The 25,593-nt window shown below is 48.2% G+C and carries 19 protein-coding genes and 1 riboswitch; of the genes, 15 read left to right on the top strand and 4 right to left on the bottom strand.

Annotated elements, in window-relative coordinates; genetic code table 11:
• Positions 1-36 precede the first annotated feature (36 nt).
• Both AC5ELV_RS18730 and AC5ELV_RS18725 read right to left on the bottom strand, forming a co-directional pair.
• A complete protein-coding gene (locus AC5ELV_RS18730; protein WP_493431381.1) occupies positions 37-531 on the bottom strand; it encodes a DUF1036 domain-containing protein in 495 nt (164 codons plus the stop codon).
• Between the two features lie 129 nt (positions 532-660).
• Complete coding sequence (locus tag AC5ELV_RS18725; protein WP_493431380.1) at positions 661-1,869, bottom strand: MFS transporter; 1,209 nt, start codon at positions 1,867-1,869, stop codon at positions 661-663.
• Positions 1,870-2,078: 209 nt separating this feature from the next.
• On the opposite strand from AC5ELV_RS18725, the gene cysK reads away from it, so the two are divergent.
• Complete coding sequence (gene cysK / locus AC5ELV_RS18720) at positions 2,079-3,002, top strand: cysteine synthase A (RefSeq protein WP_493431379.1); 924 nt, start codon at positions 2,079-2,081, stop codon at positions 3,000-3,002.
• Positions 3,003-3,052: 50 nt separating this feature from the next.
• Positions 3,053-4,030 (top strand): aldo/keto reductase, encoded by a 978-nt coding sequence (locus tag AC5ELV_RS18715; protein ID WP_493431378.1) that lies wholly within the window; start codon positions 3,053-3,055, stop codon positions 4,028-4,030.
• A gap of 85 nt (positions 4,031-4,115) precedes the next feature.
• Here the strand turns inward: AC5ELV_RS18715 and AC5ELV_RS18710 are convergent, their stop codons facing one another.
• Both AC5ELV_RS18710 and AC5ELV_RS18705 read right to left on the bottom strand, forming a co-directional pair.
• On the bottom strand, positions 4,116-4,916 hold the full coding sequence (locus AC5ELV_RS18710; protein ID WP_493431377.1) for a WYL domain-containing protein: 801 nt from the start codon (positions 4,914-4,916) through the stop codon (positions 4,116-4,118).
• Entirely contained in the window at positions 4,891-6,216 is a 1,326-nt protein-coding gene (locus AC5ELV_RS18705; RefSeq protein WP_493431376.1) for a helix-turn-helix transcriptional regulator, read from the bottom strand. The genes AC5ELV_RS18710 and AC5ELV_RS18705 overlap by 26 nt, the downstream gene beginning before the upstream one ends.
• 199 nt (positions 6,217-6,415) lie before the next feature.
• Between AC5ELV_RS18705 and AC5ELV_RS18700 the strand changes: the two genes are divergently transcribed.
• The 13 genes from AC5ELV_RS18700 to AC5ELV_RS18640 all read left to right on the top strand — a co-directional run bounded on the left by AC5ELV_RS18700 (position 6,416) and on the right by AC5ELV_RS18640 (position 25,467).
• Positions 6,416-7,984: a limonene hydroxylase gene (locus AC5ELV_RS18700; protein ID WP_493431375.1), complete on the top strand. Its 1,569-nt coding sequence runs from the start codon at positions 6,416-6,418 to the stop codon at positions 7,982-7,984.
• A 19-nt stretch (positions 7,985-8,003) separates the two neighbouring features.
• The gene (locus AC5ELV_RS18695; RefSeq protein ID WP_493431374.1) at positions 8,004-8,822 is read left to right on the top strand and encodes a nucleotidyltransferase domain-containing protein; all 819 of its coding nucleotides are present in this window, start codon (positions 8,004-8,006) and stop codon (positions 8,820-8,822) included.
• A 21-nt stretch (positions 8,823-8,843) separates the two neighbouring features.
• The gene (locus tag AC5ELV_RS18690) at positions 8,844-10,304 is read left to right on the top strand and encodes a 3' terminal RNA ribose 2'-O-methyltransferase Hen1 (protein ID WP_493431373.1); all 1,461 of its coding nucleotides are present in this window, start codon (positions 8,844-8,846) and stop codon (positions 10,302-10,304) included.
• Positions 10,301-12,910 (top strand): polynucleotide kinase-phosphatase, encoded by a 2,610-nt coding sequence (locus tag AC5ELV_RS18685; RefSeq protein ID WP_493431372.1) that lies wholly within the window; start codon positions 10,301-10,303, stop codon positions 12,908-12,910. Before AC5ELV_RS18690 ends, AC5ELV_RS18685 begins: the two co-directional genes overlap by 4 nt.
• A gap of 20 nt (positions 12,911-12,930) precedes the next feature.
• Positions 12,931-13,728 carry a TatD family hydrolase gene (locus AC5ELV_RS18680; RefSeq protein WP_493431371.1) on the top strand — a complete coding sequence of 266 codons (798 nt, stop codon included), beginning with the start codon at positions 12,931-12,933 and terminating at the stop codon, positions 13,726-13,728.
• Between the two features lie 44 nt (positions 13,729-13,772).
• Positions 13,773-13,882, top strand: a riboswitch (TPP riboswitch).
• A gap of 249 nt (positions 13,883-14,131) precedes the next feature.
• Positions 14,132-14,728 (top strand): ECF transporter S component, encoded by a 597-nt coding sequence (locus AC5ELV_RS18675; protein WP_307353921.1) that lies wholly within the window; start codon positions 14,132-14,134, stop codon positions 14,726-14,728.
• The gene (locus tag AC5ELV_RS18670) at positions 14,728-16,179 is read left to right on the top strand and encodes an ABC transporter ATP-binding protein (protein WP_493431370.1); all 1,452 of its coding nucleotides are present in this window, start codon (positions 14,728-14,730) and stop codon (positions 16,177-16,179) included. The genes AC5ELV_RS18675 and AC5ELV_RS18670 overlap by 1 nt, the downstream gene beginning before the upstream one ends.
• A complete protein-coding gene (locus tag AC5ELV_RS18665; RefSeq protein WP_493431369.1) occupies positions 16,154-16,945 on the top strand; it encodes an energy-coupling factor transporter transmembrane component T family protein in 792 nt (263 codons plus the stop codon). Before AC5ELV_RS18670 ends, AC5ELV_RS18665 begins: the two co-directional genes overlap by 26 nt.
• Positions 16,946-17,084: 139 nt before the next feature.
• Positions 17,085-17,810, top strand: coding sequence for a methionine ABC transporter ATP-binding protein (locus tag AC5ELV_RS18660; protein ID WP_493431368.1), 726 nt, complete (start codon positions 17,085-17,087; stop codon positions 17,808-17,810).
• Positions 17,803-18,474 (top strand): methionine ABC transporter permease, encoded by a 672-nt coding sequence (locus tag AC5ELV_RS18655; RefSeq protein ID WP_013308947.1) that lies wholly within the window; start codon positions 17,803-17,805, stop codon positions 18,472-18,474. The genes AC5ELV_RS18660 and AC5ELV_RS18655 overlap by 8 nt, the downstream gene beginning before the upstream one ends.
• A gap of 271 nt (positions 18,475-18,745) precedes the next feature.
• Positions 18,746-19,603 carry a MetQ/NlpA family ABC transporter substrate-binding protein gene (locus AC5ELV_RS18650; RefSeq protein ID WP_493431367.1) on the top strand — a complete coding sequence of 286 codons (858 nt, stop codon included), beginning with the start codon at positions 18,746-18,748 and terminating at the stop codon, positions 19,601-19,603.
• Positions 19,604-20,064: 461 nt separating this feature from the next.
• Complete coding sequence (locus tag AC5ELV_RS18645; RefSeq protein ID WP_061830603.1) at positions 20,065-20,484, top strand: hypothetical protein; 420 nt, start codon at positions 20,065-20,067, stop codon at positions 20,482-20,484.
• Positions 20,485-20,499: 15 nt separating this feature from the next.
• A complete protein-coding gene (locus AC5ELV_RS18640) occupies positions 20,500-25,467 on the top strand; it encodes a DUF4132 domain-containing protein (RefSeq protein ID WP_493431366.1) in 4,968 nt (1,655 codons plus the stop codon).
• Positions 25,468-25,593: the final 126 nt, after the last annotated feature.

Raw genomic sequence — 25,593 nt, 5'->3', positions numbered from 1 at the left:
TCAAAATGTCCATCTTGCGGGTTACGGTTCTTTGACTTATCGTTTGGACTTTACTGGAACTGGAGTTCCTTTTTTAAAGCGAACCGGTCTTCTCGGAATTCTGTTAATGCCGGAGTCCTTCGATTTGGAAGGTAACGCTCTACGACTAGTCTTTGTTGACAGTTGGCTTTGGTTGGTTCTGCTGAAATCGACAGTGTAATTATCTACAGATGAATCAATGGGAAGTCTGCGCATCCTCACTCGTCTGGATGATCCGCTGCTAAAGTTCCAGCACCAATGAAAATCACGGCTAGTATTTCTCGGAAGCCGTGTGCGATACGAATCACGCCATGTATTTCCGGAGTGATCCTCAGCATAATAATAGAATGTGGTTCCCCCTACAGAACCGCTCCATACTTCTCTCGTATCACCAGGTTCTATCCGATACCAGCCCATTTTAGAATAATTCATGGGATGACAGTCGGAATCAGGATAAGCATAGGCAGCATAGATCGTGTTACTCGTGTTGTTTGTAAAAAAAAGGCTCATCATTCACACTTCTTTCCTCATAAATTGGTATTACAATGTCATACTATGAGGGATTTGGAAGAAGAGAGTGGACAATGTCTCTCAATCTATGAAAAATGAACCATTCGTTTACGTCCAACTTGCTAAACGATTCTATGATTGTATCTCAGCTATCGCTTCAGTATGAGCCGTCTTACGATCCACAATGTAGCCAACTATCATGAGTAGCAGACCGCCGACAGTAATGAGCGATGCAACCCATGGAATAGCGGCTAGCCCCATTTGATTAATAACAACTCCCCCGATAAAAGCGCCGCCTGCGTTGCCCAGATTCAATGCGGAATGGCTGGAGGTAGAGGCAAGCAAAGGAGCCTCATAGGCCAGATTCATGATGCGAACCTGAATACCCGGCATGATGCCGAACGCAGCAATGCCCCAGATAAAGACTGTGATGACGGCCAATACCTTGCTTTGAAGCGTCAATGTCAGAATGGCCAAAATAATAGCCAGCACAGCATAGTTTGCGATCAGGGATGGCAGCAGTTTCCAATCTGCGAGCTTGCCGCCAACGATGTTGCCGATCGTTACCCCTAGGCCAAACAGGACGAGAATCCAAGTAATGCTATGCTCAGCAAAGCCACTAGTGTCCGTAAGCAAAGGCGTAATGTACGTAAAGACAGTGAACAGGCTACCACAACCGACTGCACCTGTGAGCAGCATCAGCAGCACTTTTGGATTAAACAGGCTTTTGACTTCTTGTTTGAGGCTGGAAGGCTTGTCCTGATGAATCACCGGAATATAACGAATGATACCCAAGAGAGAAATCAAGCCGATGACCACAATGGCTCCAAAGGAAGCACGCCAGCCGAGCTGTTGTCCGATAAAGGTACCAAAGGGCACGCCAATAATGTTCGCCACGGTCAAACCGGTCAGCACCATAGAAATAGCACCCGCACGTTTGTCAGGACGAACCAGTCGGGCAGCGATCAGGGAACCGGCTCCCAAAAAGGTTCCGTGCGATAATGCAGTAGCCATACGGGCGGCAATCAGAAGTTCGTAATTGGGAGCAATGACGGAAAAAAGATTGCCTAAAATGAATATGGTCATTAGTAGGCATAGCAGCTTTTTCTGCGGAACCTTATGGGTTAATACAGTAAGCACAGGTGCGCCAATGGCCACACCAAGCGCGTAACTGGTGATTAACTGCCCGGCTTGCGGAATCGTAACATGAAGATCATGGGCTACATTGGGCAGAAGTCCCATAATGACGAATTCGGTCATGCCGATGGCGAAGGCACCAAGGGTCAACCATAGCAAGGAGGGGGGAAAGCGATTTGCTGTCATATTTTCTAGAGTACTCATAAGTGTCTTGTATCCTCCTGAAAAAATAGTAATGCGAGTATATCACTACAGACGATATCTGGCGACCCATTTTGCAAGAATTTTACATACTAAGTTGATAAGTTTTATGTAATTTACAAAAGCGAGAAGGAGGAAAGTATGTTATTTTGGTAGTATGATATTAAGATCGTAAATGACGCTGTAAGGAACAATCCAAGGAGGACATAACGATGGCACCTAAAGTGGTACATAGTATTACAGAGTTAATAGGAGATACACCTTGTGTACGGCTCCAAAGGCTCACAGGACCGCAGGATGCGGAAGTGTATGTGAAGCTGGAGTATTTTAATCCAAGCGGCAGTGTTAAAGATCGGGCGGCGGGCAACCTGATTGCCGAGGCGGAAAAGGCAGGACATCTAAAGCCGGGAGGCACCATTATTGAGCCGACGAGTGGCAACACGGGAATTGGCCTTGCGATGAATGCGGCAGCCCGAGGTTACCGTGCAATTTTGGTGATGCCTTCGAATATGACGAAGGAACGGATCAATATTTTGAAAGCCTACGGGGCTGAGGTCGTACTGACACCAGCGGAAGAACGGATGTCAGGAGCAATTCGCAAGGCACTCGAACTGGGGGCTGAAATTGAAGGGAGCTTTATCCCGCATCAATTTGAAAATGAGGCAAATCCCGATATCCACCGTACGACGACGGCACTTGAAATTTTGGAACAGACGGAAGGGAAGCTGGATGTGTTTGTCGCTTCTTCGGGAACGGGCGGTACCATTACGGGAACAGGTGAAGTGCTGCGTCAGCATTTGCCGGATCTGCGGATTGTTGTAGTTGAGCCGAAGGGTTCGCCAGTGCTATCTGGAGGAAAACCCGGTCCACATAAGCTGGTTGGCACCAGTCCAGGCTTTGTTCCCGCCGTACTGAATACGGAGGTTTATGACGAAATCGTGCAGGTTTCCGATGAGGATGCGATTGCAATGACACGGGCGATTGCTGCCCAGGAAGGGATTCTGGTTGGCCCCTCTAGCGGAGCTACGATATGGACGGCGATTCAGGAAGCTCGGCGTTTGGGAGCAGGCAAACGGGTACTTTGCATTGCCCCGGATACCGGAGAGCGATATCTGAGCATGGGGATATTCGGATAAAAAGATGTGGATGAAGCAGGGAATATTTTGAGGGTTGAAGGAGGAGGAGTATGAAGATTATGCCTTTACAGAAACGTGGAATCTCAGATAGTCGGCTGGCGCTCGGTTGTATGCCTTTTGGTGGAGAATGGAGCCATGCACCGTTTACGCAGGAGCATGTCGTTGAAGCAGAAAAAGCGGTAGAAGCGGCACGTTCCATCGGAATTACGATGTTCGATCATGCGGATATCTATCGTATGGGGAAAGCGGAAGAGATTTTCGGTCGGGTTTTAAAGGGACAGCCCGGCTTGCGTGAACAAATCGTTATTCAGTCCAAATGCGGCATTTTTCTGCCGGATGGTACGCTCCCGGGTCGTTTTGATTTCTCATATGCTCATATTATGGAGTCCGTGGATGGAATCCTGAAGCGCTTGGGTACCGAATATTTGGACATTCTGTTGCTGCATCGCCCCGATCCACTGTTAGAACCGGAAGAAGTAGCGAAGGCATTCAGTGAGCTGAAGGCATCTGGCAAAGTACGGCATTTTGGCGTTTCCAATATGAATGTAAGCCAAATTCGTTTTCTGGAGCGTAGCCTAACGGAGCCGCTGATCGCTAATCAACTGGAGATGAGCCTGGCGCATCTGCATTTTGTAGATCAGACCGTACATGTGAACCAGCAGGCGGGGACGAATGTACATTTTGGCGAAGGGTTGCTGGAATATTGCCAAACCGAGGATATTCAGCTCCAAGCCTGGGGACCGCTGGCGCAGGGACGTTTTAGCGGAGGTCTTTTGGAAGGGCAGCCTGAGCATGTCGTTAAGACGGCAGACCTGGTGCAGAAGCTGGCTTCTGAAAAGGAAACGACACGTGAAGCGATCGTCCTTGGCTGGCTTATGAAACATCCGGCACGGATTCAGCCTGTCATTGGCAGCGCCAATCCCGAACGAATCAAGGCATGTCAGGATGCGGAACGCCAGAGCGAGCTAATGACCCGTGAGGAATGGTATGAATTGTATGTCAGTGCGCGCGGACAAGCCTTGCCGTAACTCGTTTAATAGGCCCTCCCTTCGTCTCATTAACAGACGGAGGGAGGGCCTATTTACATGGATGCATCTCATATTGCCTCAGTAGCTATTCCTCTTCGTAGCGTGCAAGGGCCTTGGCCGTTGTTTCCTTCATTCGTGAGATCAGCCGGGAGCCTTGGACGACCTTGACACGTTTGCCAAGGAAACGGATTTTGGATAGCACATATTCACATTCGTCTGCCTGGAAAGTGAGCGTGATACGATAGGTATCTGCTTCCTGAACATATTCGACCTCTTTTTCAAAGCAGGAAAAAGCATATAGAATACGTGACATTTCCCCGTTGTATATAGGAATAATTTCGATGATGCCCTGTTCTTTGCGTGACTCCAGTATACCGAGTATACGTTGGGTGAATTTTTCGGCCTCTTCGGGTAGAAGCTCATCTTCCGTGATGTTCACGATATTAGATAGCTTGGTAGACATGAGCGCGCGGTGTCTGCGGTTATACCACAGCAGGCTCCATTCTTTTTTGACCATGGAGAACTCCAGCTTATATGGAAAACCGGACATTCGCTCATGCATGCGCCCGTTGCGCAGTTTGTAGGTCATACAGATGCCTGAACGGGATCGCAGAATGGGACGCAATTCACGCAGGAGTGGATGATATACCGAGACAGCAGGGATACCTGCTTTTTCCCGCAAACTTCCATCGGCCTGCAGCGGCTCGTCGTCTGCGAGCATCTGCCGAAGCTTATCAAGCGTAGACGGGGTGAAAGCCTCTATTGCTGCCGAGTCTGCCAGCATAGATTGGAGCCAGACTCTTTCCTGCGATGTGGTAGCAAAAGCGCCCGATTCATCCAGCCGAGAGACGATCTGGTAGTTAAATATTTTCTCGAACAGGCTCATAATAGGCTTGCAGCTCCTTCCATTCCTGTCTGAATTCCTTGCGCAGTCGCTGAGGCTCCAATACCTCACAGCTTGATCCAAAGCTGCGAATCCACGGTTTAATCTCAGTGATTCCATTCACTGTGATTTCATAGATAAAGGATTCACTTTCTTCCTCCGCGATCGTACCCCATTGTCCCTGTGACAGCACACGTTCCCGAATAAAGTTGCGCTTCGCGCCCTCGGGATTGAAAAAACGTACCCGTACCTTCACAGGACGACCGGTATCAACAAGCCAGCTGTACCGCATTTTTTCTTCCAACACCGCTAGCAGGTCGGCATGAAACTGCTCTGGCACAGGCTTGCCCTCCACCAATTGAGTCATGCCCTCCATACGAAATTTCATGATTCCTTTACCGCCTACATGACCAAGAACATACCAACGCCCATATTGATGATCATAGATGACTTGCAGGGGTAAAATGGTATGTTCACGGCCTTCGGTCTCTTTTTCAAACAGCGGGTTTGTGTTCTGTGACCCGTACATGCTTCGTTTGGATGTCGAAAAATATAAAAAAGTTACACAGCGACGTTGCCGAATGGCGTGTAGAAGCGGATGAATATGGGCTTCGTCCAGAATGCGTGAATAATAGTGGTATTTATATAAAAAAGGTTCGGCCATATCCCGATCTCCGGCTTGACGGCGCATGGCTTTTTTTAGATGATCTCGCAACAGATATCCCTGAACAGAGGGAAGCTGGGTGTTGGCCATAATGTCTACAAAATCATATAAGTCCAGCAATTCCCCGTCCGTCAGTCCTGTCACCAGATCGTTGCGGACAGCATAGCGGTAAGGTCTGCCGCCGGGTTCCTTGCGAACTACGCCGACTTCGACCAGATATTTCAGGTCGGAACGGATCGTCTTCTCATCCGGTAGCGAACTGTCGGAAGGCAGTCCGTTGCAGCAAGCATCCAGCAATTCCATAGTGGTCAGAGGTTGTGACTGTAGCGCTGTCAGCAGAAGGGATAAGCGGACGCTTTCTGATTCCTTGAGCGATTTGGCCCTAAACAGGAATAGCAGCAAGGGATCAGCGGATTCGTAATAATTAAAGCGGAGCATCTCATTAAAATCTAGTCCCTGTTCCGCAGGCAACTGCTGTTGTACGGATTGGACAATTTCCTTGAGACGCCGGATTGTTTTATCAAAGGTGTGCACCGAAATGCCCAGTCTGTCTGCAAATTGCTGCCGATTATAAGCGCCGCTGGTCAGTGTGAGCATGCGCAGGAATTGAATTTCTTTATCAAAACTCTCTCTCGCCATGATGCATTCCCCGTTTCTGTTGCCGTTCTCCGAAAGCAAGTATCCCTTTATTCTAACAGGTAAGGGAAACAGGAAAAAGGGAATTTATTCTTCTTTGTAATACTTTCACCATGTTCACGACTTCCAAAATAAAGCATCATAGGGATATAAGATAGCACGATGAAATAAGAAGCAATACATAACAGAAGGGTGATGCAACATGTTTGGACGACACAAAAATGAAGTGTTATATCCATGGGTAGGTAAGCTTTCGATTTATGAAACGATTATGCAGGGAATGGATACTCAGGGCAGACTTACGGATGATCATTTACCGGATGATGAAGAATATTGGGCAGGTCACACAATGCGTTGGGTGGCAGGAGGGTTGGATGGAGCGTTTGGGCATCATGGCGCTGGCGGAGATGGAGAGACTGACAAAATTAAGGAGCTGGCGCAGTTATTGTCCAGACAATGCCGCAAGCCAGGGATGAAGACGAGACGTGAGACGTATGTACGTTTGATGGAGGAAAATGCGCTCAGCCTGATTGATCCGCTGCTAGATGCGGTGCGCGAGCATCCAGCAATTCAGCCGGATCGATTGTATGAGGAAGCGCGTTGGCTGGCTGAACATGGAGCACACCGCAATGTGGTGAAGATCGGTATTGCGCTGCTTGGATTGCTAGAGACAGAGCAGCACCACGAGCTTATTTTAACGCTAGCCAAACATGATGAATTCACGCTATATGCGGCTGTGGCCATCCGTAATATTTCGGAGCAAGCCAATGAGCAGTTGTATAGGTTAGCCTCTCAGGTACATGGTTGGGGACGTATTCACGTAGTAGAACGGCTGGAGTCTGCGCGTCAGGAAATACGTGATTGGCTACTGCGGGAAGGATTCCGCAATAATGTTATGTATGAATATCTTGCTTATGAGTGCGCTCATAAAGGCGAGCTACATACAGCCATGGCTGTACCGCACATTGATCAGGAGTTATTTGACGGAGCAGGCGATATTCTGTCGGCCTTGCTGGCCGCAGGTGGACCTGCGGAAAGTATAGACGATTATGAGCATGCCGCTATGGTCATAGGCAACTACCTTCGTCATGCCAAGGCTATGTGTACGACTGTGCAGCATTTTACGATCATTATGGATATAGCAGACTTTCTGGATGAAGAGGACGATTCATGGGAGGCACGTTATGAGCATGAATGGACGCCGGAATTGCGTAAACGTTACGCATCGATTTGCCAGCAGATGATGGACGATCCGCAGTGGGTAAAGCTGGTAGAGCAGGAGATGCAGCATGCAGATTCACCGCATCTTCACTGTGCCATTCGCGCAGCTCGAATGTTAGCGCTAGATGTATGGCCTGTGCTATTTGATCAATTAAGCAAATACCCAGTCAAGCCTAATCTGTACTTTGAACTCATCAAGACAGAGGATGAACAGCGGGCTCGTAAGCTGGTGACTTTTGCAGAAAAGCACTTGCCTCTGGGAGAGATTACTTCCGGTCCTGCTGATGTGCCGGGCTTTGGACCGGAGTATGAAGCGCATCAATGTCTGGGTATGCTGTTGCAACTATTGTCTTCTTACGACGGAATGGGACAAGAGCTTGTTGCTGCCGGACTTTGGAGTCCGATGACCTCCAATCGCCGTGCAGCGCTTCATGTGCTCAAGGTATGGCCTTCTGAGATGTGGGGAGAGGAGACGATGGAGCGCCTTTGCCGCTTATCGGTAGCTGAAACGGAGGAGTCGATTAGAGAACAGATTCGGGAAATACTTTAATGATAAGGGAGGGAACAACATGACAGATGTGAAGCATGGGCAGGGTTTCATTCAACCGGAAATGCGTGAGACGATTTTGCGTGAGCTGCGCGCGTTGGAGCAAGCGGAGCAGGTGCGCATTGTATACGCCTGTGAATCAGGTAGTCGGGCGTGGGGGTTTCCTTCACAGGACAGTGACTATGATGTACGATTTATCTATGTAAGACCCATAGAATGGTATTTATCTATTTTTGATAAGCGGGATGTGATTGAGCGGCCAATCAGCGATTTGTTGGATATGAACGGCTGGGATTTGAAAAAGGCTCTCCATTTGTTTCGCAAATCCAATCCGCCTTTGCTGGAATGGCTACAATCTCCGATTCCCTATCTGGAGCAGTATTCAGTGGCTGATCAGATTCGTGCGATCTCGCCGTTAACCTTCTCTCCGAAGTCCTGTATGTACCATTATCTGAATATGGCGCGGGGAAATTATCGGGATTATTTGCAGGGAGAACAGGTGAAGATTAAAAAGTATTTTTACGTGCTGCGCCCGTTGCTGGCCTGTAGCTGGATTGAACGTTACAACAGCATGCCTCCGATGGAATTCGTAGACTTGCTAGAGGAATTAATTCCGGCCGATACCGAACTTTATCAGGTGATCGAACATTTGTTGCAACGTAAAAAAGCGGGCGAGGAACTGGATATGGAGCGACGGCTTTCGGTGGTGAATGATTTTATCCAGCAACAAATTGCTTATTTTGAACAAAAAGCGCCCTTGCTTCAGCATATGGAGAGTGGACGTGATCAGCAGTTAGATGATTTGTTCCGCGCTGCGGTGAATGAAGTATGGAAAGCATAAGCTGGGAAGGAGAAGTGGAGTATGCACATCACGCTAAAAGCAACCGGAACCCATGCAGGGATGATTTCGCATTTGCTTGCTAAGAACCCTTACAATACGTATGATCGCACAGAAAAAGGCGCACGTGTACGCATGGTGTACACCGTTTTTACCGAGGAAGAGGCCGAGATCGTCATTCAGGCTTCGCCAGATTCGATTGATTTGGTCAAAAACAGTCCAGACAGCTATGACATTACACAATATATTAATGACCGGGAGTTTGTAACCAGCAGCTTATTTTGCACCTATATTCGTGGCTCGCTTGGCACAGCCCTGAACGGTAAACCCAAGGAAGACTATGCAGGATGGGTGAAGCACCCTTTTGCGCTGGAGTTATCGTTTGGGCCTGTTGCTTCGGATTTGCCGGATGCTGTGGTGGAGGGACTATTTGTGCCGCTGGGCTATCAGGTGGCCATAGAACGAGGGGAAGCGGATTATTCTTTTCAGCTGAAAAATCGAAGCACCGTCAGATATATCACGTTAAGCGGTCATCAGACGGTGCAGTATGCGCTACGTCAGTTATTGCTGTTGATTCCGGTGCTGGATAATTATAAGCATTACTATATTAGTGAAGAAGAGTTTGACAAGCTGAGACGCTATGGTGAAGGTTGGCTGCAAGAGCATCCGCTGCGTGAGCTCATCATTCGACGCACGCTGCGTTTTACCAATCTGATTGAGCAATTTGAGCAATCTGATTCTGCTTCTGCTGAAACAACAGGTACTGAAAAACATATTGAAAAGGATACTGTTCAAGCTCAAAAGGATAAGCACGAACAGATTCAACAGCAAGAACAGCTACGGGAGGAAGGGAAGCAACAGCCAGCAGTACGGCTGAATGAACTGCGATATCAAGCTATTATGGACGTGATTCGCAAGCTGCCTCGCAGACAGAAAATCGTAGATTTTGGTTCAGGAGAAGGGAAGCTTTCGGCTCGGCTGGCCCGAGTGACGGGCATTGAAGAGATTTGGGCTGTCGAGCCGTCTGCGTATGCACAAGTGAGAGCCATGGAGCGTTTTGCCAAGCTGGAAAGGCATGCCGACGCGATCAGTCCTACACCCATGATGGGCTCTCTCTTTTATTATGATGAACAATTGCGGGGCAAAGATGTGATGATTCTATGTGAGGTCATTGAGCATGTGGATGAGCATCGTCTGAACCGGGTGATGAAGACGATTGTGACGGAGTATCAGCCGGGCGTGCTGATCGTGACGACTCCCAATCGTGAATATAATGAAGTGTATCGTATGAATCAGCAAGAGATGCGGCATGGCGATCACCGTTTTGAGTGGAGTAGAAGCGAGTTTCAGGAACGATGTGAGCAGTGGATTGTGGAAGCTCCTTATTCGGTAGCGCTGAAGGGGATCGGAGAAGAGGTCGAAGGCTTTGGACAACCGACCCAAATGGCTATATTTACGCGCAGAAAGGAGCAGAAGGAAGCATGAGCAATTCATCCAAACGTACGATTCATTTACCGCATGCTGGACTGGTTGTGTTGGTGGGGGCCTCCAACAGTGGCAAAACCACATTATTGGACAGGCTGGTGAGCGAAGGTATTCTACTGGAGACAGAAGTGGTATCCTCGGATCATTTTCGCAAGCTGGTCGGAGATACGGAATTTATAGACTGGAGTGGACTTCCAAGGCTGGAATCGGATGTACTGTTCTATGAGTATCAGCAAATGTCAGCCAAGGCGTTTGAGGCGATGGATACGATTCTGGCTATGCGCTGTCGCTTGAATAAACTGACGGTTGTGGATGCCACCCATTTGTATGCTGAGGACCGCCAAAAATATGTACAGCTGGCAGCCAAGGCGCACGTTCCTGTTATGGCCTTGGTGCTGGATGTACCCGAAGCTGTGCTGCTGGAACGTGATTTAGGCAGGGAGCATCCCCGTGGACGCCAACGGGTCAAACAGCAGGCACAGCTGTTAAAGCGGAACCTGCGCGGTATCCGTGAGGAAGGCTTTAACGCTTGCTATGTCCTTAAGGATGTAGAAGAAATGAATTTTGTTCGCCGTGTGCAGCCACTGTTTCATGAGATTGGCTCAGGAATTGATATCATTGGCGATATACACGGATGCTACCGCGAGATGATGGAAGTAATCGACCAGCTTGGATATACCGAAGATGCGGAAGGGTTATACCGTCATCCTGATGGAAGAAAGCTGGTATCTGTCGGGGATGTAATGAGCCGTGGCCCTGAATCGTTACAAGCGATGCAGTTCTGGAAAAAGCACGTGGATGCCGGACTAGCGTATATGATTGACAGCAATCATGGCTGGAAAATCGGCCGTTACCTCGATGGGAGAAAGGTGACTCTCAGTCATGGGGATGAACGATTTGCAGAGGAACTGGCCCAATATGAACGAAAAGCGGGTAAGGCAGCGGCGGAACAGCTTAGAAGCGAGTTGAGGGATTTTTTGCTACATGCACCCTCTCATCTTATTTTTGGCCAAAATGGATTGCGACACGTGGTCGTGGCTCATGCCGGGATTAAGGATCATTTTATCGGCAAACAGTCGGCACGTATTTCTGATTATTGCCGCTATGGAGGTACGGAGGGGCAGGATGCGAGCGGAAAACCGATCCGCAAGGATTGGTTCGTAGACCACGAATCGGGAGAAATAGTAGTGTGGGGACATGATCCGAGACCGCAGCCTACCCTTGTGAACCAGACGGTGAATATTGATCAGGGTGTGGTATTTGGTGGTATGCTGACCGCTTATCGTTATCCAGAAAAGGAATTTGTCAGCGTTCCGGCACATGAGAATTATGCGAATGATCCCGATAGCCCACTTGTCCGGTGGCAGAGAAAACGGTTTTCCCCGCCGAATTTACGCAAGCTAATCGCTGGTTACAGTGTGCTGACGGAATCGTATGGCGAAGTACGCGTACAAGGAGAATGGATCAAATCCGCTATAGATACCGTGTCACATGTAACTGTACCCATGGAGGAGCTGGTGTATATCCCACCGACGATGAGTCCTGCTCCAGCGGTGTCTGCAGAGGAAGGATATCTGGAGCATCCACGTGAGGCGCTGGCTTATTATCGCGGGCAAGGCGTACAAACGATGGTGGCCGAGAAAAAACATATGGGTAGCCGGGCTATTTTGCTATTATTCAAGAACGAACAGGCTGCTGTCGAGTATGTAGGATACCCGACATTGGGCACGATCTACAGCCGAAGCGGGCGCCCTTTCTTTGAACCAGGCCTTGGAAAGCAAGTGCTAGAGAAGCTGAATGTGGATCTACGGACTGCTGGATATTTTGAACGGAACCAGACGGATTTTGTGTTGCTGGATGCGGAAATTGTGCCGTGGAATCTCAAGGCTCGGGAACTGATTGCTGCACAGTATGCGCATGTGGGGGAAGCAGCTCTGCTGGATCGCAGTAAGCTGGTAGACAAGCTGGAGCAGGCGAAGGTTGCAGGTCGAGAAGTTGGAGACTGGTTGGAGGAAATGGAACAGAAGTATGCGAATGCCGTAACGTTTCAAGAGGCTTTTCAAAAATATTGCTGGGATGTGGACGGTCTGGATGAAATTCGTATCGCACCGTTTCATACGCTGGCACACAGCGGAAAGACTTTTTTCGACCATTCTCATATTTGGCATATGGAGCAAAATAGAGAACTGGCTGGGCTGTCTTCCCTGTTTATGGAGACAGAGTATCGCGTCATCACGGACGAAGCAAGCGAGGAAGCGGTTATTCGCTGGTGGAACGAGATGACAGAGGATGGTCATGAGGGGATTGTGATCAAGCCGGAACGCTTTTTGATGAAAAATCGGGACAAGATGATTCAGCCTGCAATCAAGGTGAGAGGCCGCAAGTATTTGCATATCATTTACGGTATGGATTATCTTGCCCCTGAGAATTTAAAGCGTCTGAAGCAGCGTCGAACGAACAAAAAGGAGCGTCATGCCCTGATGGAAGGAGCGCTTGGTATGGAAGGCGTGGAACGTTTTGTCCGTAAGGATACGGTAGATCGTATTCATGAATGCGTCCTTGCCGCGCTATCTCTGGAATCGGAGCCGATTGACCCGAGATTGTAGTTTGCGAAGGAGGGATTGAGATGGAAAGGGGTACACCGTTAATTGATATTGGTGTGAACTTGATGCACCGTTCGTTTCATGCGGATCGGGAACAGGTGGTAGAGAGAGCCGCGGCTGTAGGGATTACACCTTTGATTATTACTGGAACCAGTGTCCGCGGCAGTCGGGAGGCTGCTCAGTATGCGGCCCGTTATCCGGGCAAGCTGTATACGACGGCTGGCGTGCATCCCCATGATGCCAAAGACTGCAGCGCAGATACGATTCAGCAGCTCCGCCAGCTGGCGAGTCAGCCACAGGTCGTATCCATAGGGGAATGCGGACTGGACTATAACCGTGATTTTTCGCCGCGTGATGTGCAGCGCCGATGGTTTGGGGAGCAAATCCAACTGGCGGGTGAGCTGAATATGCCGTTATTTCTGCATGAACGAGATGCACATGAGGACTTTGCCGCTATGCTGCGGGAGTATCAAGGGCTTGTCGATAAAGTGGTAGTGCATTGTTTTACCGGCACGGAACAGGAACTGCATACGTATGTAGAAATGGGACTGTATATCGGGATCACCGGCTGGATTTGCGACGAACGGCGTGGCAAACATCTGCGTGAGCTGGTTAGGGATATTCCGCTAGACCGGTTGATGATTGAAACGGATGCTCCATTTCTGACCCCGCGTAATCTGCCCGTGAAGCCCAAAGAAGGGCGTAATGAGCCGATGTATCTCGCTCACATCGCCGCTACGATTGCCGAGTGCACAGGCCGTAGCATGATGGAGATCGAAATTGCGACGACGGAAACAGCTAAGCGTTTCTTCGGATTATAGGATTGTCAAAGCCATAGATGTGGTATATATTATAGTGAATTAAAAAAGCATTGTCGGGAGCTTGAGAAAGTCAGGCTGAGAGGGTGGCCCTTGCCACTGACCGTGAAATCTGATCTGGGTAATGCCAGCGTAGAGAAACCAAGAACACTATACAGGAATGCCGCTTTTTTTTGCGGTTGTCGATAGATTCAATGTATGTCCTAGCATTTTACCTTGACCCTGACTTGGCTTGGTATCAGTGTAGTAGTTTAGACTACTGGTTATATAAGGCATATCGACGAATGATGTTTTGTATGGTGCTTTACCTTTTACTGCGCATAAAGCTTGCCTGGAGATTCAGCTCCAGGCAAGCTTTTTTTATGGCCAAGAGGCCAACTATAAGGAAAAAGGGGAGCACGCAATAATGAATACTGCTGTAAGAGCGTCCAAAGGGTTGAAACTGACGGATATTTTGGTCACGATTGTGATCGCTGTTGTGTTCGGGTTGATCTACAAAATATGGGGGCCTGCCTATGATTTGATGAAGCCATTTGGTCTACACGCCGAGCAACTGATGTATGGCATGTGGTTTATGGCAGGCACGTTTGCTTATCTCATCATTCGCAAGCCGGGTGTTGCAATTTTGGCAGAGGTGGCAGCGGCAACGGTCAGTGCTTTTTTGGGAAGCGAATGGGGCATGTCCACTTTGTATTATGGCCTGCTGCAAGGCTTGGGAGCGGAGCTGTTTTTTGCAGCTTTTCTGTATCGGAACGCAAACTTGTGGGTTGCTTCGCTAGCTGCGGCTGGGGCGGCTGTCACTTCTCTGATTCTAGACTTCAGCTACGGGTATATTGATCAGCTATCGACCTGGAACTATGTTTTGTATATTGGATTTCGGATGATTGGCAGTATTGTGATTGCCGGGGTATTCGCGTTCTATCTGGCTAAGGCATTGGAGGTAACCGGAGTCACGCGAAGTTTGAGGCCTGCAACGGAACAAGATTATAAGGGGCTGGATTGATGAGCCGGGCAACCGAAGATGTGGTGGCTTCGATCACCCGGCTACGGTTGAAATTCCCCGGTGAGCAAGAACTGCTTTTTCACAATATGTCTTTGTCTGTCCGCAAGGGGGAAAAGCTGCTGCTACTGGGGCCGAGTGGATGCGGTAAATCAACGCTGCTCCAAGTGTTAAGTGGTCTGATTCCACGCACGATAGAAGTGCCTATGAAATGCGATGCTGCTGTAATCCCAAGTGTCTCAGGTATTGTATTTCAAGATCCTGATACGCAGTTCTGTATGTCCTATGCAGACGAGGAACTGGCTTTTGTGTTGGAAAATAATCAGGTTCCTCGTGAGCAAATGCGATCCCGTATTCGCGAGCTGCTGATACAGGTTGGTCTATCGACGGATGATATACATATGCCCATTGGCAGCATGTCACAGGGAATGAAGCAGCGGCTGGCGATTGCGTCTGTGCTGGCTATGGAGCCAGAAGTGCTTTTTCTGGATGAGCCGACGGCTTTGTTGGACGAGGAAGGCACTACACAGGTGTGGGATACCATTCGCAACATTTCGGTAGACCAGACACTGGTGATCGTGGAACATAAAATTAATGAAATTGTCCATGATGTGGATCGGATTGTGGTGCTTTCTGCTCAAGGGGAGATCATTGCGGATGGAAGGGCCGAAGAAGTATTTCATGTGCATCGGCAGGCATTGTCCGAGTACGGCGTGTGGTATCCGGGAGTATGGAATGAATCGTCTTCGCCACGTTGGAGTGAAGCAGTGACGCAACAGAATGGTGCGGGGACTAATTTGCTGGAGCTAGAACATTTTAGCGGCCTCCGCAGTTTAAGTTCAGTGATTTATGTGGAGCATGCGCAGGTGAAGTCTGGCGACTGGATTGGCGTGGTCGGTGAAAACGGGGCTGGCAAAAGCTCGCTGTTGCTCTCCATGATGCGCTTACTTCGCACACAGGGACGTTATAGCGTGTGCGGAGTTGAGGCAGGCAGTACGGAACAACTGGCAGAGCGTATCGGGTTCGCGTTTCAAAATCCCGAGCTGCAATTCGTAGCACACACCGTACGAAAGGAACTAGAGTATTCGTTACCCAAGAGCTTGTTTAGCGCCGAACAGTGCCGGGAACGGGTCGATCGGATGCTTGTACAGTTCGGACTGGAGCGGCTGGACGAGCGTCATCCGTATCAGCTTTCGTTAGGCCAAAAAAGGCGGTTGAGTATTGCTACGGCTATGATTCGTGAGCCGGAAGTGCTGCTGCTCGATGAACCGACCTTTGGGCATGATGCGCGTAATACCTTTGTCATGCTGGATATGTTGGAGCAGCTGAGAGCGGCAGGCACGGCCATTGTGATGGTCACCCATGACCCGGAAATTGTCCGTCGATATTGTACCGATACATGGCGGATTCAGAAAGGGGAATTACAGTATGAACCTGTCCTTTCCCCATCATAAAACATGGTTGCATCGCGTGAATCCGGGCCTAAAGCTCGTGATGTTTTCCATCCTGTTTGTGGTCGTTATAGTCATCCATAATCCGAATGTCATGTTTAATGTTGCGTGTGCTATGTTACTGCTGCTTGTCTGGTCAGGCCATCCATGGAAGCGGCTGCTGCTGTATGGATCTCCCTTTATATTGGTGTTTATTTCAACTTCAACGGGCATGATGATGTTCGGCAAAGGGGTGACGACCTGGTGGACATGGGGCCTGATCCATATTACGCAGGAAAGCTTTTACCGAGGCATGCATCTGGGCTTTCGTGCGCTGAGTATGGCTGCGGTAGGTTTGCTGTTTGGTTTAACGACTCGTCCAGTGGACCTTTTTTATTCACTGATGCAGCAATGGAAGCTCCCTCCGAAGTATGCATACAGCTTTTTGGCAGCCATGCGGTTGATGCCCATGATGGTGGAGGAATTTCAGGCATTGAGACAAGCCCACCGTATTCGAGGTTTACATCAGCATGTGTCCAAATGGAATATGTATGCCACGCTTCGCAGGTATGCGATTCCGCTACTCGCTCAAAGTATTCGGCGTGCTCAGCGCATTGCTATTGCTATGGAAGCCAAGGGTTTTACCAATGAAACCAAACGCACATATTATTATGCGATTGGCTATTCGGCTGTAGATGTTGTATTCATATTCTATTTTGTTGTCATACTTACGCTGGCTTGGGGACTCGGTATCCACTTTCCTTATGTGGGGGTGTGGGATGTACGTTAATTGTTGTCAAAAGGCTTTGCCCGTTTTCTGCTCTGTGGTATATTAATGCAATGGGAATTGACGGCTCGTACAGACCCGCCTGGGCTGGCGGGCTTATTACATTTTCCCTGAGAAATGGATCATCAGGAGGCCAGGTTTCATGATTTCGCTGCATCAGGTAAGCAAGCATTATACCACCTCAAGCGGCCAATTTCATGCGGTTCAATCCGTGTCCCTTCAAGTGGAGGAGGGGGAAATCCACGGTATTATAGGTGCCAGCGGTGCCGGTAAGTCTACCGTGCTCCGGTTAATGAATGTATTGGAAAGGCCGGATGAGGGAAACGTGGTTGTGAACGGGGAAGATCTGACTCGCATGCCGGAAAAACGTCTCCGTGAAGCGCGGCGATCCATAGGGATGATTTTTCAGCATTATCATCTTGTTCACAATCGAACGGTCAGTGGAAATGTGGCAATGCCGTTGGAGCTGGCAGGTGTCGCGAAAAAAGAGAGAGCAGAACGTGTGCGCGAATGCCTGCAATTCGTCGGTTTAGCTGATAAAGCAGAACAGTATCCGGCACAACTGAGCGGAGGCCAAAAGCAACGTGTGGCGATCGCCAGAGCGCTGGCGAATCGACCTGCAGTGCTGCTGTGTGATGAGCCAACCTCGGCGCTTGATCCGCAGACGACTGCGGATATTCTGGGCGTGTTACGGGAAATCAACCGTGAACTGGGAGTTACCATTGTAATCGTAACGCACGATATGGACGTGGTACGCAATATTTGTACCCGTGTATCAGAAATGCGGGATGGGCAGCTGCTTTCCACGCAACGTGTAGCTGACGCTGCGGTAGGTTCAACCGCGGAAGCAGGTGAAGCTGATGAATGAAATGCTGAGCATCATTGCGCAATATCAGTCTGAGATATGGAAAGCCATCGGAGAGACGTTTATCATGGTGGGGATTTCTATCGCAGCAGCTGTACTGTTAGGGCTTCCGGCCGGAACGATTTTGTATTTGTGCGGCAAAGGGCAAAAATATGAAAATCGACTGCTGTTCACCCTATTGAACAGTGTGGTCAATGTCATCCGCTCGTTCCCGTTTTTGCTGCTCGTCGTATTTATGATTCCATTTACACGTCTGGTCGTAGGGACGGCGCTGGGTACGATGGCTGCTACGGTTCCCTTGTCAGTGGTGGCCATCGCCTATTATTCGAGGCTGGTGGAGCAATCATTGCTTGAGGTGCCCAAGGGTGTTATTGAAGCCGCTACTTCTATGGGGGCATCCACCCTCCAGCTTATTTTTAAATTTCTGTACGTGGAAGCTCGTTCCGGGCTCGTACTGGGTTTGACCACGTCCACCATTAGCTTCATCTCCTACTCCACGGTGATGGGCATTGTGGGCGGCGGCGGGGTAGGCGATTTTGCCATCCGCTACGGTTACCAGCGTTTTGAAACAGGCTTGATGGCGTTCACCATCGTCGTCATGATTATTTTCGTACAAACGATCCAGTTCACCGGAAGCACCATATCCCGCCGGATCGACAAGCGATAGGGCAGAAATGTAACTTTTCGCTACACTTACACTACCCACTATGGGAAATAAAAATGACTTTACAGTACCTCAAAAGCGGAGCGGGCAGAATTGTTCTAGAGAAGCGTCAGCGTTCGCCTTTGAAATGGGATTCTAACCTATAAATTGTGTTATAAATCAGAGAGAATCCTATTTCAACAGCGACCGGAAGAACAATCTGCACGCGAAGCGGCTGTATTGTAACTCATTTCTATCTTCCCGATCACAACTAATTTTGGAGGTTCCTCATCAAATGAGTCGGAAAAACAACATGAAAACGAACTTGAAATTACTCACACTATTGGCTGTCGTTATGCTGCTGGTTGCCGGATGCGGTGGTCAAAAGCAGGCTGCTCAAGAAACACAGTCTAAAGAAGCAACTTCCCAAAAAGAAGTGACCTTGAAAGTAGCAACACTCATCCCGCCGATGACAGATGTGCTGGATATCGTGAAGCCGTTGCTTAAACAGGACGGAGTTAATCTGGAAATCGTCGTGCTTTCAGACAATATCCAACCGAACAACGCATTGGCAAGCCATGAAGTGGATGCTAACTTCTTTCAGCATGCTCCTTTCATGCAACAATATAATGAAAGCAACAAATCCGATTTGGTAGCGATAAAACCAATTTACAACGCCATTTATGGCGCGTACTCCAAAAAATACAAGAACGTTAAAGACCTGCCCGAAGGTGCGACTATTGCCATTGCCAATGACCCCGCCAATACAGGACGTTCTTTGGTAATGATGGAGCAAAACGGTTTGATCAAGCTCAAAGAAGGCGTAGGCTATAATGCTACACAGGCTGATATTATTGAGAATAAGAAAAAGTTTGTGTTTAAAGAAGTGGATTTGTTGATGCTGGCGCGCTCACTGGATGATGTGGACATGGCTGCCATGTATCCCGCATATGCCAAGCCGCTCGGTCTGACACCGAAGAAGGACGCGCTGATTACCGAAAAAGACGATACACACTTTGCCATTAATCTGGTAGCACGTAAGGATAATGCAGATTCCGATGCCATTCAAAAGCTGGCAAAGCGAATGACCGGACCGGAAGTACGTAAATTTTTTGAGGACAATTACAAGGATAGCGTTGTTCCAGCATTTTAAATAAATGAGGATTTTGCAAAAATCCAATAAGCGACTTCCAATGAATAAGATATAGATCGAAATGGTTTAGTTCGTCTATATCTTGCACGTTGGAGCGACTGGAATCGAATTTTGCAAAATCCTGAAATAAGTATTGAAACATTATTTATGATGATATTTGACCTGTATAATGGAAGGAAGTCTGTGAAGAGCAGACTTCCTTGTGCAGGTCTTTTTTTCATCCTTAATATGGATAAATTTCATCGAAATCAGGGTACAAAGTCTTATTTTTTAAGATTTTAGTGTATTACAGCATTATGAATTTTGGTCATAAAGGGCGATGGAGTAATGATAAGGAACATATTAAAATAAATATACGAACAAACATTCGTTTTCGATTTCGTTAACGGTGTTTTTATATGGGTCAAAAAATTCAGCTGACAACGGGCCAAAAGCGTGGAAAAAAAGGAAAGGGGAACGACATGAAGCTGTTTGTAACTGTAAAAAGTCTGGGAAAACGCAAGCCCGCACTCGCACGACAGGAAATAGAGCTGAGTCCTGCTCCAGAAACATTGCGAGATTTGATTACTGCAACTGTTGCTCTGAATGTTCAAAAGCTACGGGAAAAGCAGGAGAGTGTCGCGCTGATTCCGTTCCTCACGGGAGAGGAAGTTCAAGCACAAGGCGAGATAGGCAAAGTAGGATTCGGTTCCATATATAATGATGGTGTCCCGGATATTAAGGATGCCGTGAACACGGCGATGCAGGCTTTTGAAGATGGTTTATACAGAGTTTTTGTGTGTGACGAGGAAACTATTGAACTGGATGCTCCTTTGTCACTTAAGGATGGGAATGAGATTGTATTTATACGCTTCACAATGCTGGCTGGAGGCTTATGGTAGAGGGGGAAATGAAATATGCATCAGGAGAACAATGAACAAGAATATTTCACCACACTGAAGGAGCGCGCGGCGCAACTGGATGGACAACAACAGGAGTTGGCCCAGTATGTTGTGGAACTGAGTAAGCTTCATTACATACAGGAGAACGAGGAGCCATTTAACGAATGTCAGCGAATATTAAAAGAACGGGCGACAGAAAGCGGAGAACCGCTGTTTAAGCCACTGACAGAGGTATTACGTGCTCTAATTGGACAAACAGCGGGCGATGTATTCGCACATCTAACAGAGCATGTGACTGAATATCCATACAGCACAGGGTATGCGCGAAAACCGTTTCGCACTTCGGATATTACGGCCCATACTTCCCGGATTTATAAAAAAATGGTGCAGTTGATCCGAATGGACTGTATCGGGTTCTCCGTGATGGATTATTTAACAAAAAAGGATTATGAACCAGGCAGAGATTACCGGATTCAGGAAATGATTGGTGACTGGATTGCTTATGAGCTGGATAACGGTAATTTACAGGTGCTTGAGGCGTTAAAAGCTATTATTTATGGGGATAATCAGGCGGCGTTACTTACACGCAATATGATTAAAGGCATGCTCCTGAGTCATCAGGAGGAGAATTATCGCATGATCGGCGAGCTCTTGGCAGCCGCCAAACTCCAGGAGGGCTTGCGCCAAAGTATCGTGGAACAAATGGATGAAGGAACCCCGGAGGCTCTAATATATCTGTTAAAGGTAATCATCGACCAAGGCTTCATCCGTTACAGTTCGGTGGTGCGGGCACTTGCAGTATGGACGGGAATGGGCCTGGAATCCGCCAATCAGCGGGTCGTTCGCCAACTGATCGAGCAGGCATATGAAGCATTGACTCGTAATGAACTACGCCAGGAATGGCTGACCAGCTCAAATGCTAATGAAGTGTATATGAGTCTGTGGGCTACTGCAGTACATGAGGAACGTGATCTGTATGGACAGGTTCGGAAACTCATGGAGCAAGGAGCAACTTACCAGAAGATCGTAGCACTGTATGTACTGTCTAACAGTGACAACAAGGATGTGCGCCTTGGAATTGCGAGAGAATATCTGGATGAAACGGACCCGGAGCTTCAATATTGGATACTGACGAACTATACAAGCAATTATTTTTATGAATGGATAGAAGGCGGGACGGTCGCGGATCGGATTGTTAAAGTGGTGCGCACTCCTTTGCTGGAGAGCAAAGAGGAGCGGCGTAAGGATTTTGAACGACTCCATAACCTGTTCGTACATATGAAAAAGGGTGAGTCCACCGAGCCCTCCAAGGTGCTGGATTTTGTAACTCTGTATCACCGCTCAGATGCACCTATTCAAAAAATGCTGTATCTCGCTGGTTATGATATGGATGCTTCTTGGATTGGGGAAATCATAGCCTTAAAGGAACAGATTAGCCCTAATCTGCGTGGCGAGCTGTTGAACCATTTTGTGCAAAACCCCGAGGATACGGTACAACGTGATTTTATTTTTTCCAGCTTGTCCGACAAAAGTATGAGTATCCGTGAGTTCGCTGTGGCCAAGGCTCGTAAGCTGACGCTGTCGGAACCAGAAATGCAACAAATGGAAGCCTTATTAAAGCTCAAGACGGGATCATTGCGACAAAGTGTCATTGGTGTGTTGCTCTCACAATCGGAAGAGCCGCTCGCTGGCTCATTGGAACGCTTGCTGCGTGCTAAGTCGGAGCTGCAACGATTGGGTGGACTAGAAGTTTTGACGAAGATATATGCAGACCCGGATCGTGCCGAACAGTATGAAAGCCTGCGGGCTTTGGCGGATATCATTCAGCAGCCGACAGCCAAAGAGGAACAACTGCTGACCAAGTTGGGACAGGAGGAGGCTTATACAGGGGCTAACGGTTTTGGCCTGTACGATCCGAATGTCAAGGAAGCTTGGCTGGAAGAGAAAGTGGATCTGGGTGATTTTCGATTGGCCGATGTTTTTGTTAGTCCATTGGAGAAGCTCAAGCAGTTCTTGAGTGGACTGGATGAGCTTGTTCATCAGCATCGTGATGTGGAATATACTGCGGAGTATTATTCGGGCTACAAAGATACATTGCTTATTGGGACGAACCTTCGTCCTCTACGGCTGGTTCAGGTCGATGAAGAAGTAGATTCCAGACTGTCTTTATATCCTCTCTATGAGGAGTGGGACCGTTATTTGCAGGAAAGCGGCATGGAAGCGCGTGAACTGCTGGAGCTTGTTTTTTATGACCGATTGGAGTCTATGGGCCGAACGCTTGATCGCTACTATCGATACTTTTCTTTTAACATGGACTATTCAGAGCTAAGCAAGCACAAGCTGCTGGAAGGATGGCGTAAAGACTTCGCTGAGCAAATGTATCCTTTGGATCGGATTCACGAAGTTCAGAAGTGGATGGCAGAGCTGACCTATTCCGATCAGGTAAGCACATTAGTTAATGCTTATTTTATGGATACATCCGGTGACCAAACATTTGATGTAATTGACCTTGCTTTAAATTCACTAATGCAGGGCGTGCCTAAGGACAGACCTGCAGAGGATATGGGAATGTTTCATCTCTTGTCCGGCCCGTGGGTGGCACTGGAGAAGGGGCAGGTCCATGACGATGAGTCCTTTAAGCGTTTTTTCCATACTTTTGTGAACTACTCAGAACTGCCAGGAGCGGAAAATCGTTTTTATTCTCCGCTGGATCTGGAGGATTATTTCAAAGCCTATGAAAAAGGGTTGATCGGTGTAGGGGAAGTATATCGGGAACTGCTGGCCGGTAGTGAAAGCAGAAGACATATGAGTACCTTAACCAATGCTCGCAATGCATGGATTTCCGGCACACCGGAATTTTTGGAAATACGTCGTACGGTTATTGATCGACTGTTAGAGGTTGAATTGGTTCGAGGCGATTTGCCTACCGAGGCTACGCCAAAGGTTATGGGCTTGAGTCATATTGAAGGCATGAATTATTTCATCCGTATTCTGGAGGGTCTTGACAAGGAAACGTTTGTACGTGGTTATGTGTACGGCTACGGTGATCGCATTACTAAAAAGGAATCGTTCAGCCACTTGCTCAAAGCATGTTATCCGAGTGATGGCGAGGATGCCACGTTGCTCAAGGAAAAGCTCGAAAACACTAAAATTACAGATAAACGTCTGCTGGAGGCTGCTATGTATGCCCCGCAGTGGATTGAGATTGTAGCGGATTATCTCGGATGGGAAGGACTTCGCAGTGCGGCCTGGTATTTCCATGCACATATCAATGAAGGTTTTTCGGCCGAGAAGGAAACGATTGTAGCTCATTACTCGCCGATTGCTCCACAAGATTTTAATGATGGTGCCTTTGATATTCACTGGTTTCATGAGGCCTATGAGACGTTGGGCGGGGAACGTTTTGATCTGCTATACGATTGTGCCAAGTATATTTCGGCTGGAGCTAATCATCGTCGATCCCAGTTGTTTGCGGATGCGACGTTGGGTAAGCTTAAACGGAGTGAAATGGAAAAATCAGTGGAAGATAAGCGAAACAAAGACCATTTGCTGACCTACAGTCTGATTCCACTGGCTCAGCCGCCTGAACCAGATGTACGCGAACGTTATGATTTTATCCAGAGGTTTCTGGAACAAAGCAAAAAATTCGGGGCACAACGTAAGGCCAGTGAGGCACTCGTTTCACGAATTGCGCTCGGTAATTTGGCACGTAACGCAGGTTATGATGATGTAACTCGTCTCGTATGGGACATGGAAGCTCGTAAGCTGGATGATCTCCGGTCTTATTTTGAGCCACATGCGTTGGACGAGGCTACAACCGTGCAGCTCGTCATTGATGATGAAGGAGCGGCAGATATTGAAATTGTCAGCAAAGGCAAGACGTTGAAATCCATTCCGGCTCGTTTCAAGAAGGATGAGTATGTTACGTCGCTGAAGGAGCTTAAAGGAGATCTAGTGGATCAGTACCGCAGAGCTCGCAAAGAATTGGAACGCTCTATGGAGTCTGGTACGACCTTTATGGTGAGGGAATTGAGAGGATTGCTGGGTAATCCTGTGCTTGCTCCGTTGGTGCGGACATTGGTTTTCAAGGCTGATGATCACCTCGGATATTTTAATGAGGAAACGTTGGTATTGACGGCCCCTTTTGCTGAACAGCATACTATAGGAGAAGAGGACAAGCTGATTATCGCTCATCCCCTTCATTTGTTCGAAAGTGGTCGTTGGAGCGACTTCCAGAAGGACTTATTCGACCGCCAGATACGCCAGCCATTTAAGCAGGTGTTCCGTGAGCTGTACCTGCTGAATGCTGATGAACGTGCAAATGTGACCGTTTCCCGTCGATATGCGGGACACCAGGTACAGCCCAATAAAACGGTATCCCTATTGAAAGGTCGCCAATGGACGGTCAGCTATGAGGACGGACTCCAGAAGGTGTACTATGCCGAGAATCTGATTGCGAACCTGTATGCCATGGCAGACTGGTTCTCACCAGCGGATACCGAGGCTCCTACACTGGAGACAGTGCAGTTCTTTGATCGGACAACGTATAAGAGCGTTCCGTTGGACGAAGTCCCTCCTGTTCTGTTCTCTGAAGTTATGCGGGACGTGGATCTGGTCGTCAGTGTTGCCCATGTAGGCGGCGTTGATCCAGAGGCCAGTCTGACGACGATTGAGATGCGTAGGGTCATTGTGCAGGAATCACTTCGCCTGCTGAAAATTAGCAATGTACGCTTGGATGGGAATTATGCACGTGTAGAGGGGACTCTTGGCGAATATGCTGTGCATCTGGGAAGCGGGGGTGTCTACAAGCAAGCGAAGGGAGCACTGCATATTATTCCGGTGCATTCGCAGCATCGTGGACGCATCTTCCTGCCGTTTCTGGACGAAGACCCAAGAACAGCCGAGATTCTATCCAAAATTGTGTTGTTGGCCGAGGATCAGAAGATCAAGGACCCGCAAATTCTTACACAGCTTCAAGCGTAGAATAGAATTCTGTTATATATAGATTCATAATTAACTCAACGTTCGCACCTAGACAATGGTTTCAAATCCTCTACTGTGTAGGTGGAAACTTAGTTTAGTTGCGGAGGTTGAGTTATTTAATATTGA

The organism is Paenibacillus sp. NMA1017, from assembly GCF_058895805.1.
This window is presented reverse-complemented; position numbering and strand designations above follow the sequence as displayed.

Bases quoted from the DNA above. Each gene is read 5' to 3' on its own strand.
- AC5ELV_RS18715 (WP_493431378.1), top strand. From the start codon at position 3,053: ATGAAGATTATGCCTTTACAGAAACGTGGAATCTCAGATAGTCGGCTG.
- AC5ELV_RS18685 (WP_493431372.1), top strand. From the start codon at position 10,301: ATGAGCAATTCATCCAAACGTACGATTCATTTACCGCATGCTGGACTG.
- AC5ELV_RS18705 (WP_493431376.1), bottom strand. From the start codon at position 6,216: ATGGCGAGAGAGAGTTTTGATAAAGAAATTCAATTCCTGCGCATGCTC.
- AC5ELV_RS18730 (WP_493431381.1), bottom strand. From the start codon at position 531: ATGATGAGCCTTTTTTTTACAAACAACACGAGTAACACGATCTATGCT.
- AC5ELV_RS18680 (WP_493431371.1), top strand. From the start codon at position 12,931: ATGGAAAGGGGTACACCGTTAATTGATATTGGTGTGAACTTGATGCAC.
- AC5ELV_RS18700 (WP_493431375.1), top strand. From the start codon at position 6,416: ATGTTTGGACGACACAAAAATGAAGTGTTATATCCATGGGTAGGTAAG.
- AC5ELV_RS18725 (WP_493431380.1), bottom strand. From the start codon at position 1,869: ATGAGTACTCTAGAAAATATGACAGCAAATCGCTTTCCCCCCTCCTTG.
- AC5ELV_RS18655 (WP_013308947.1), top strand. From the start codon at position 17,803: ATGAATGAAATGCTGAGCATCATTGCGCAATATCAGTCTGAGATATGG.
- AC5ELV_RS18710 (WP_493431377.1), bottom strand. From the start codon at position 4,916: ATGAGCCTGTTCGAGAAAATATTTAACTACCAGATCGTCTCTCGGCTG.
- AC5ELV_RS18675 (WP_307353921.1), top strand. From the start codon at position 14,132: ATGAATACTGCTGTAAGAGCGTCCAAAGGGTTGAAACTGACGGATATT.
- AC5ELV_RS18650 (WP_493431367.1), top strand. From the start codon at position 18,746: ATGAGTCGGAAAAACAACATGAAAACGAACTTGAAATTACTCACACTA.
- AC5ELV_RS18640 (WP_493431366.1), top strand. From the start codon at position 20,500: ATGCATCAGGAGAACAATGAACAAGAATATTTCACCACACTGAAGGAG.
- AC5ELV_RS18695 (WP_493431374.1), top strand. From the start codon at position 8,004: ATGACAGATGTGAAGCATGGGCAGGGTTTCATTCAACCGGAAATGCGT.
- AC5ELV_RS18670 (WP_493431370.1), top strand. From the start codon at position 14,728: ATGAGCCGGGCAACCGAAGATGTGGTGGCTTCGATCACCCGGCTACGG.
- AC5ELV_RS18690 (WP_493431373.1), top strand. From the start codon at position 8,844: ATGCACATCACGCTAAAAGCAACCGGAACCCATGCAGGGATGATTTCG.
- AC5ELV_RS18645 (WP_061830603.1), top strand. From the start codon at position 20,065: ATGAAGCTGTTTGTAACTGTAAAAAGTCTGGGAAAACGCAAGCCCGCA.
- AC5ELV_RS18665 (WP_493431369.1), top strand. From the start codon at position 16,154: ATGAACCTGTCCTTTCCCCATCATAAAACATGGTTGCATCGCGTGAAT.
- cysK (WP_493431379.1), top strand. From the start codon at position 2,079: ATGGCACCTAAAGTGGTACATAGTATTACAGAGTTAATAGGAGATACA.
- AC5ELV_RS18660 (WP_493431368.1), top strand. From the start codon at position 17,085: ATGATTTCGCTGCATCAGGTAAGCAAGCATTATACCACCTCAAGCGGC.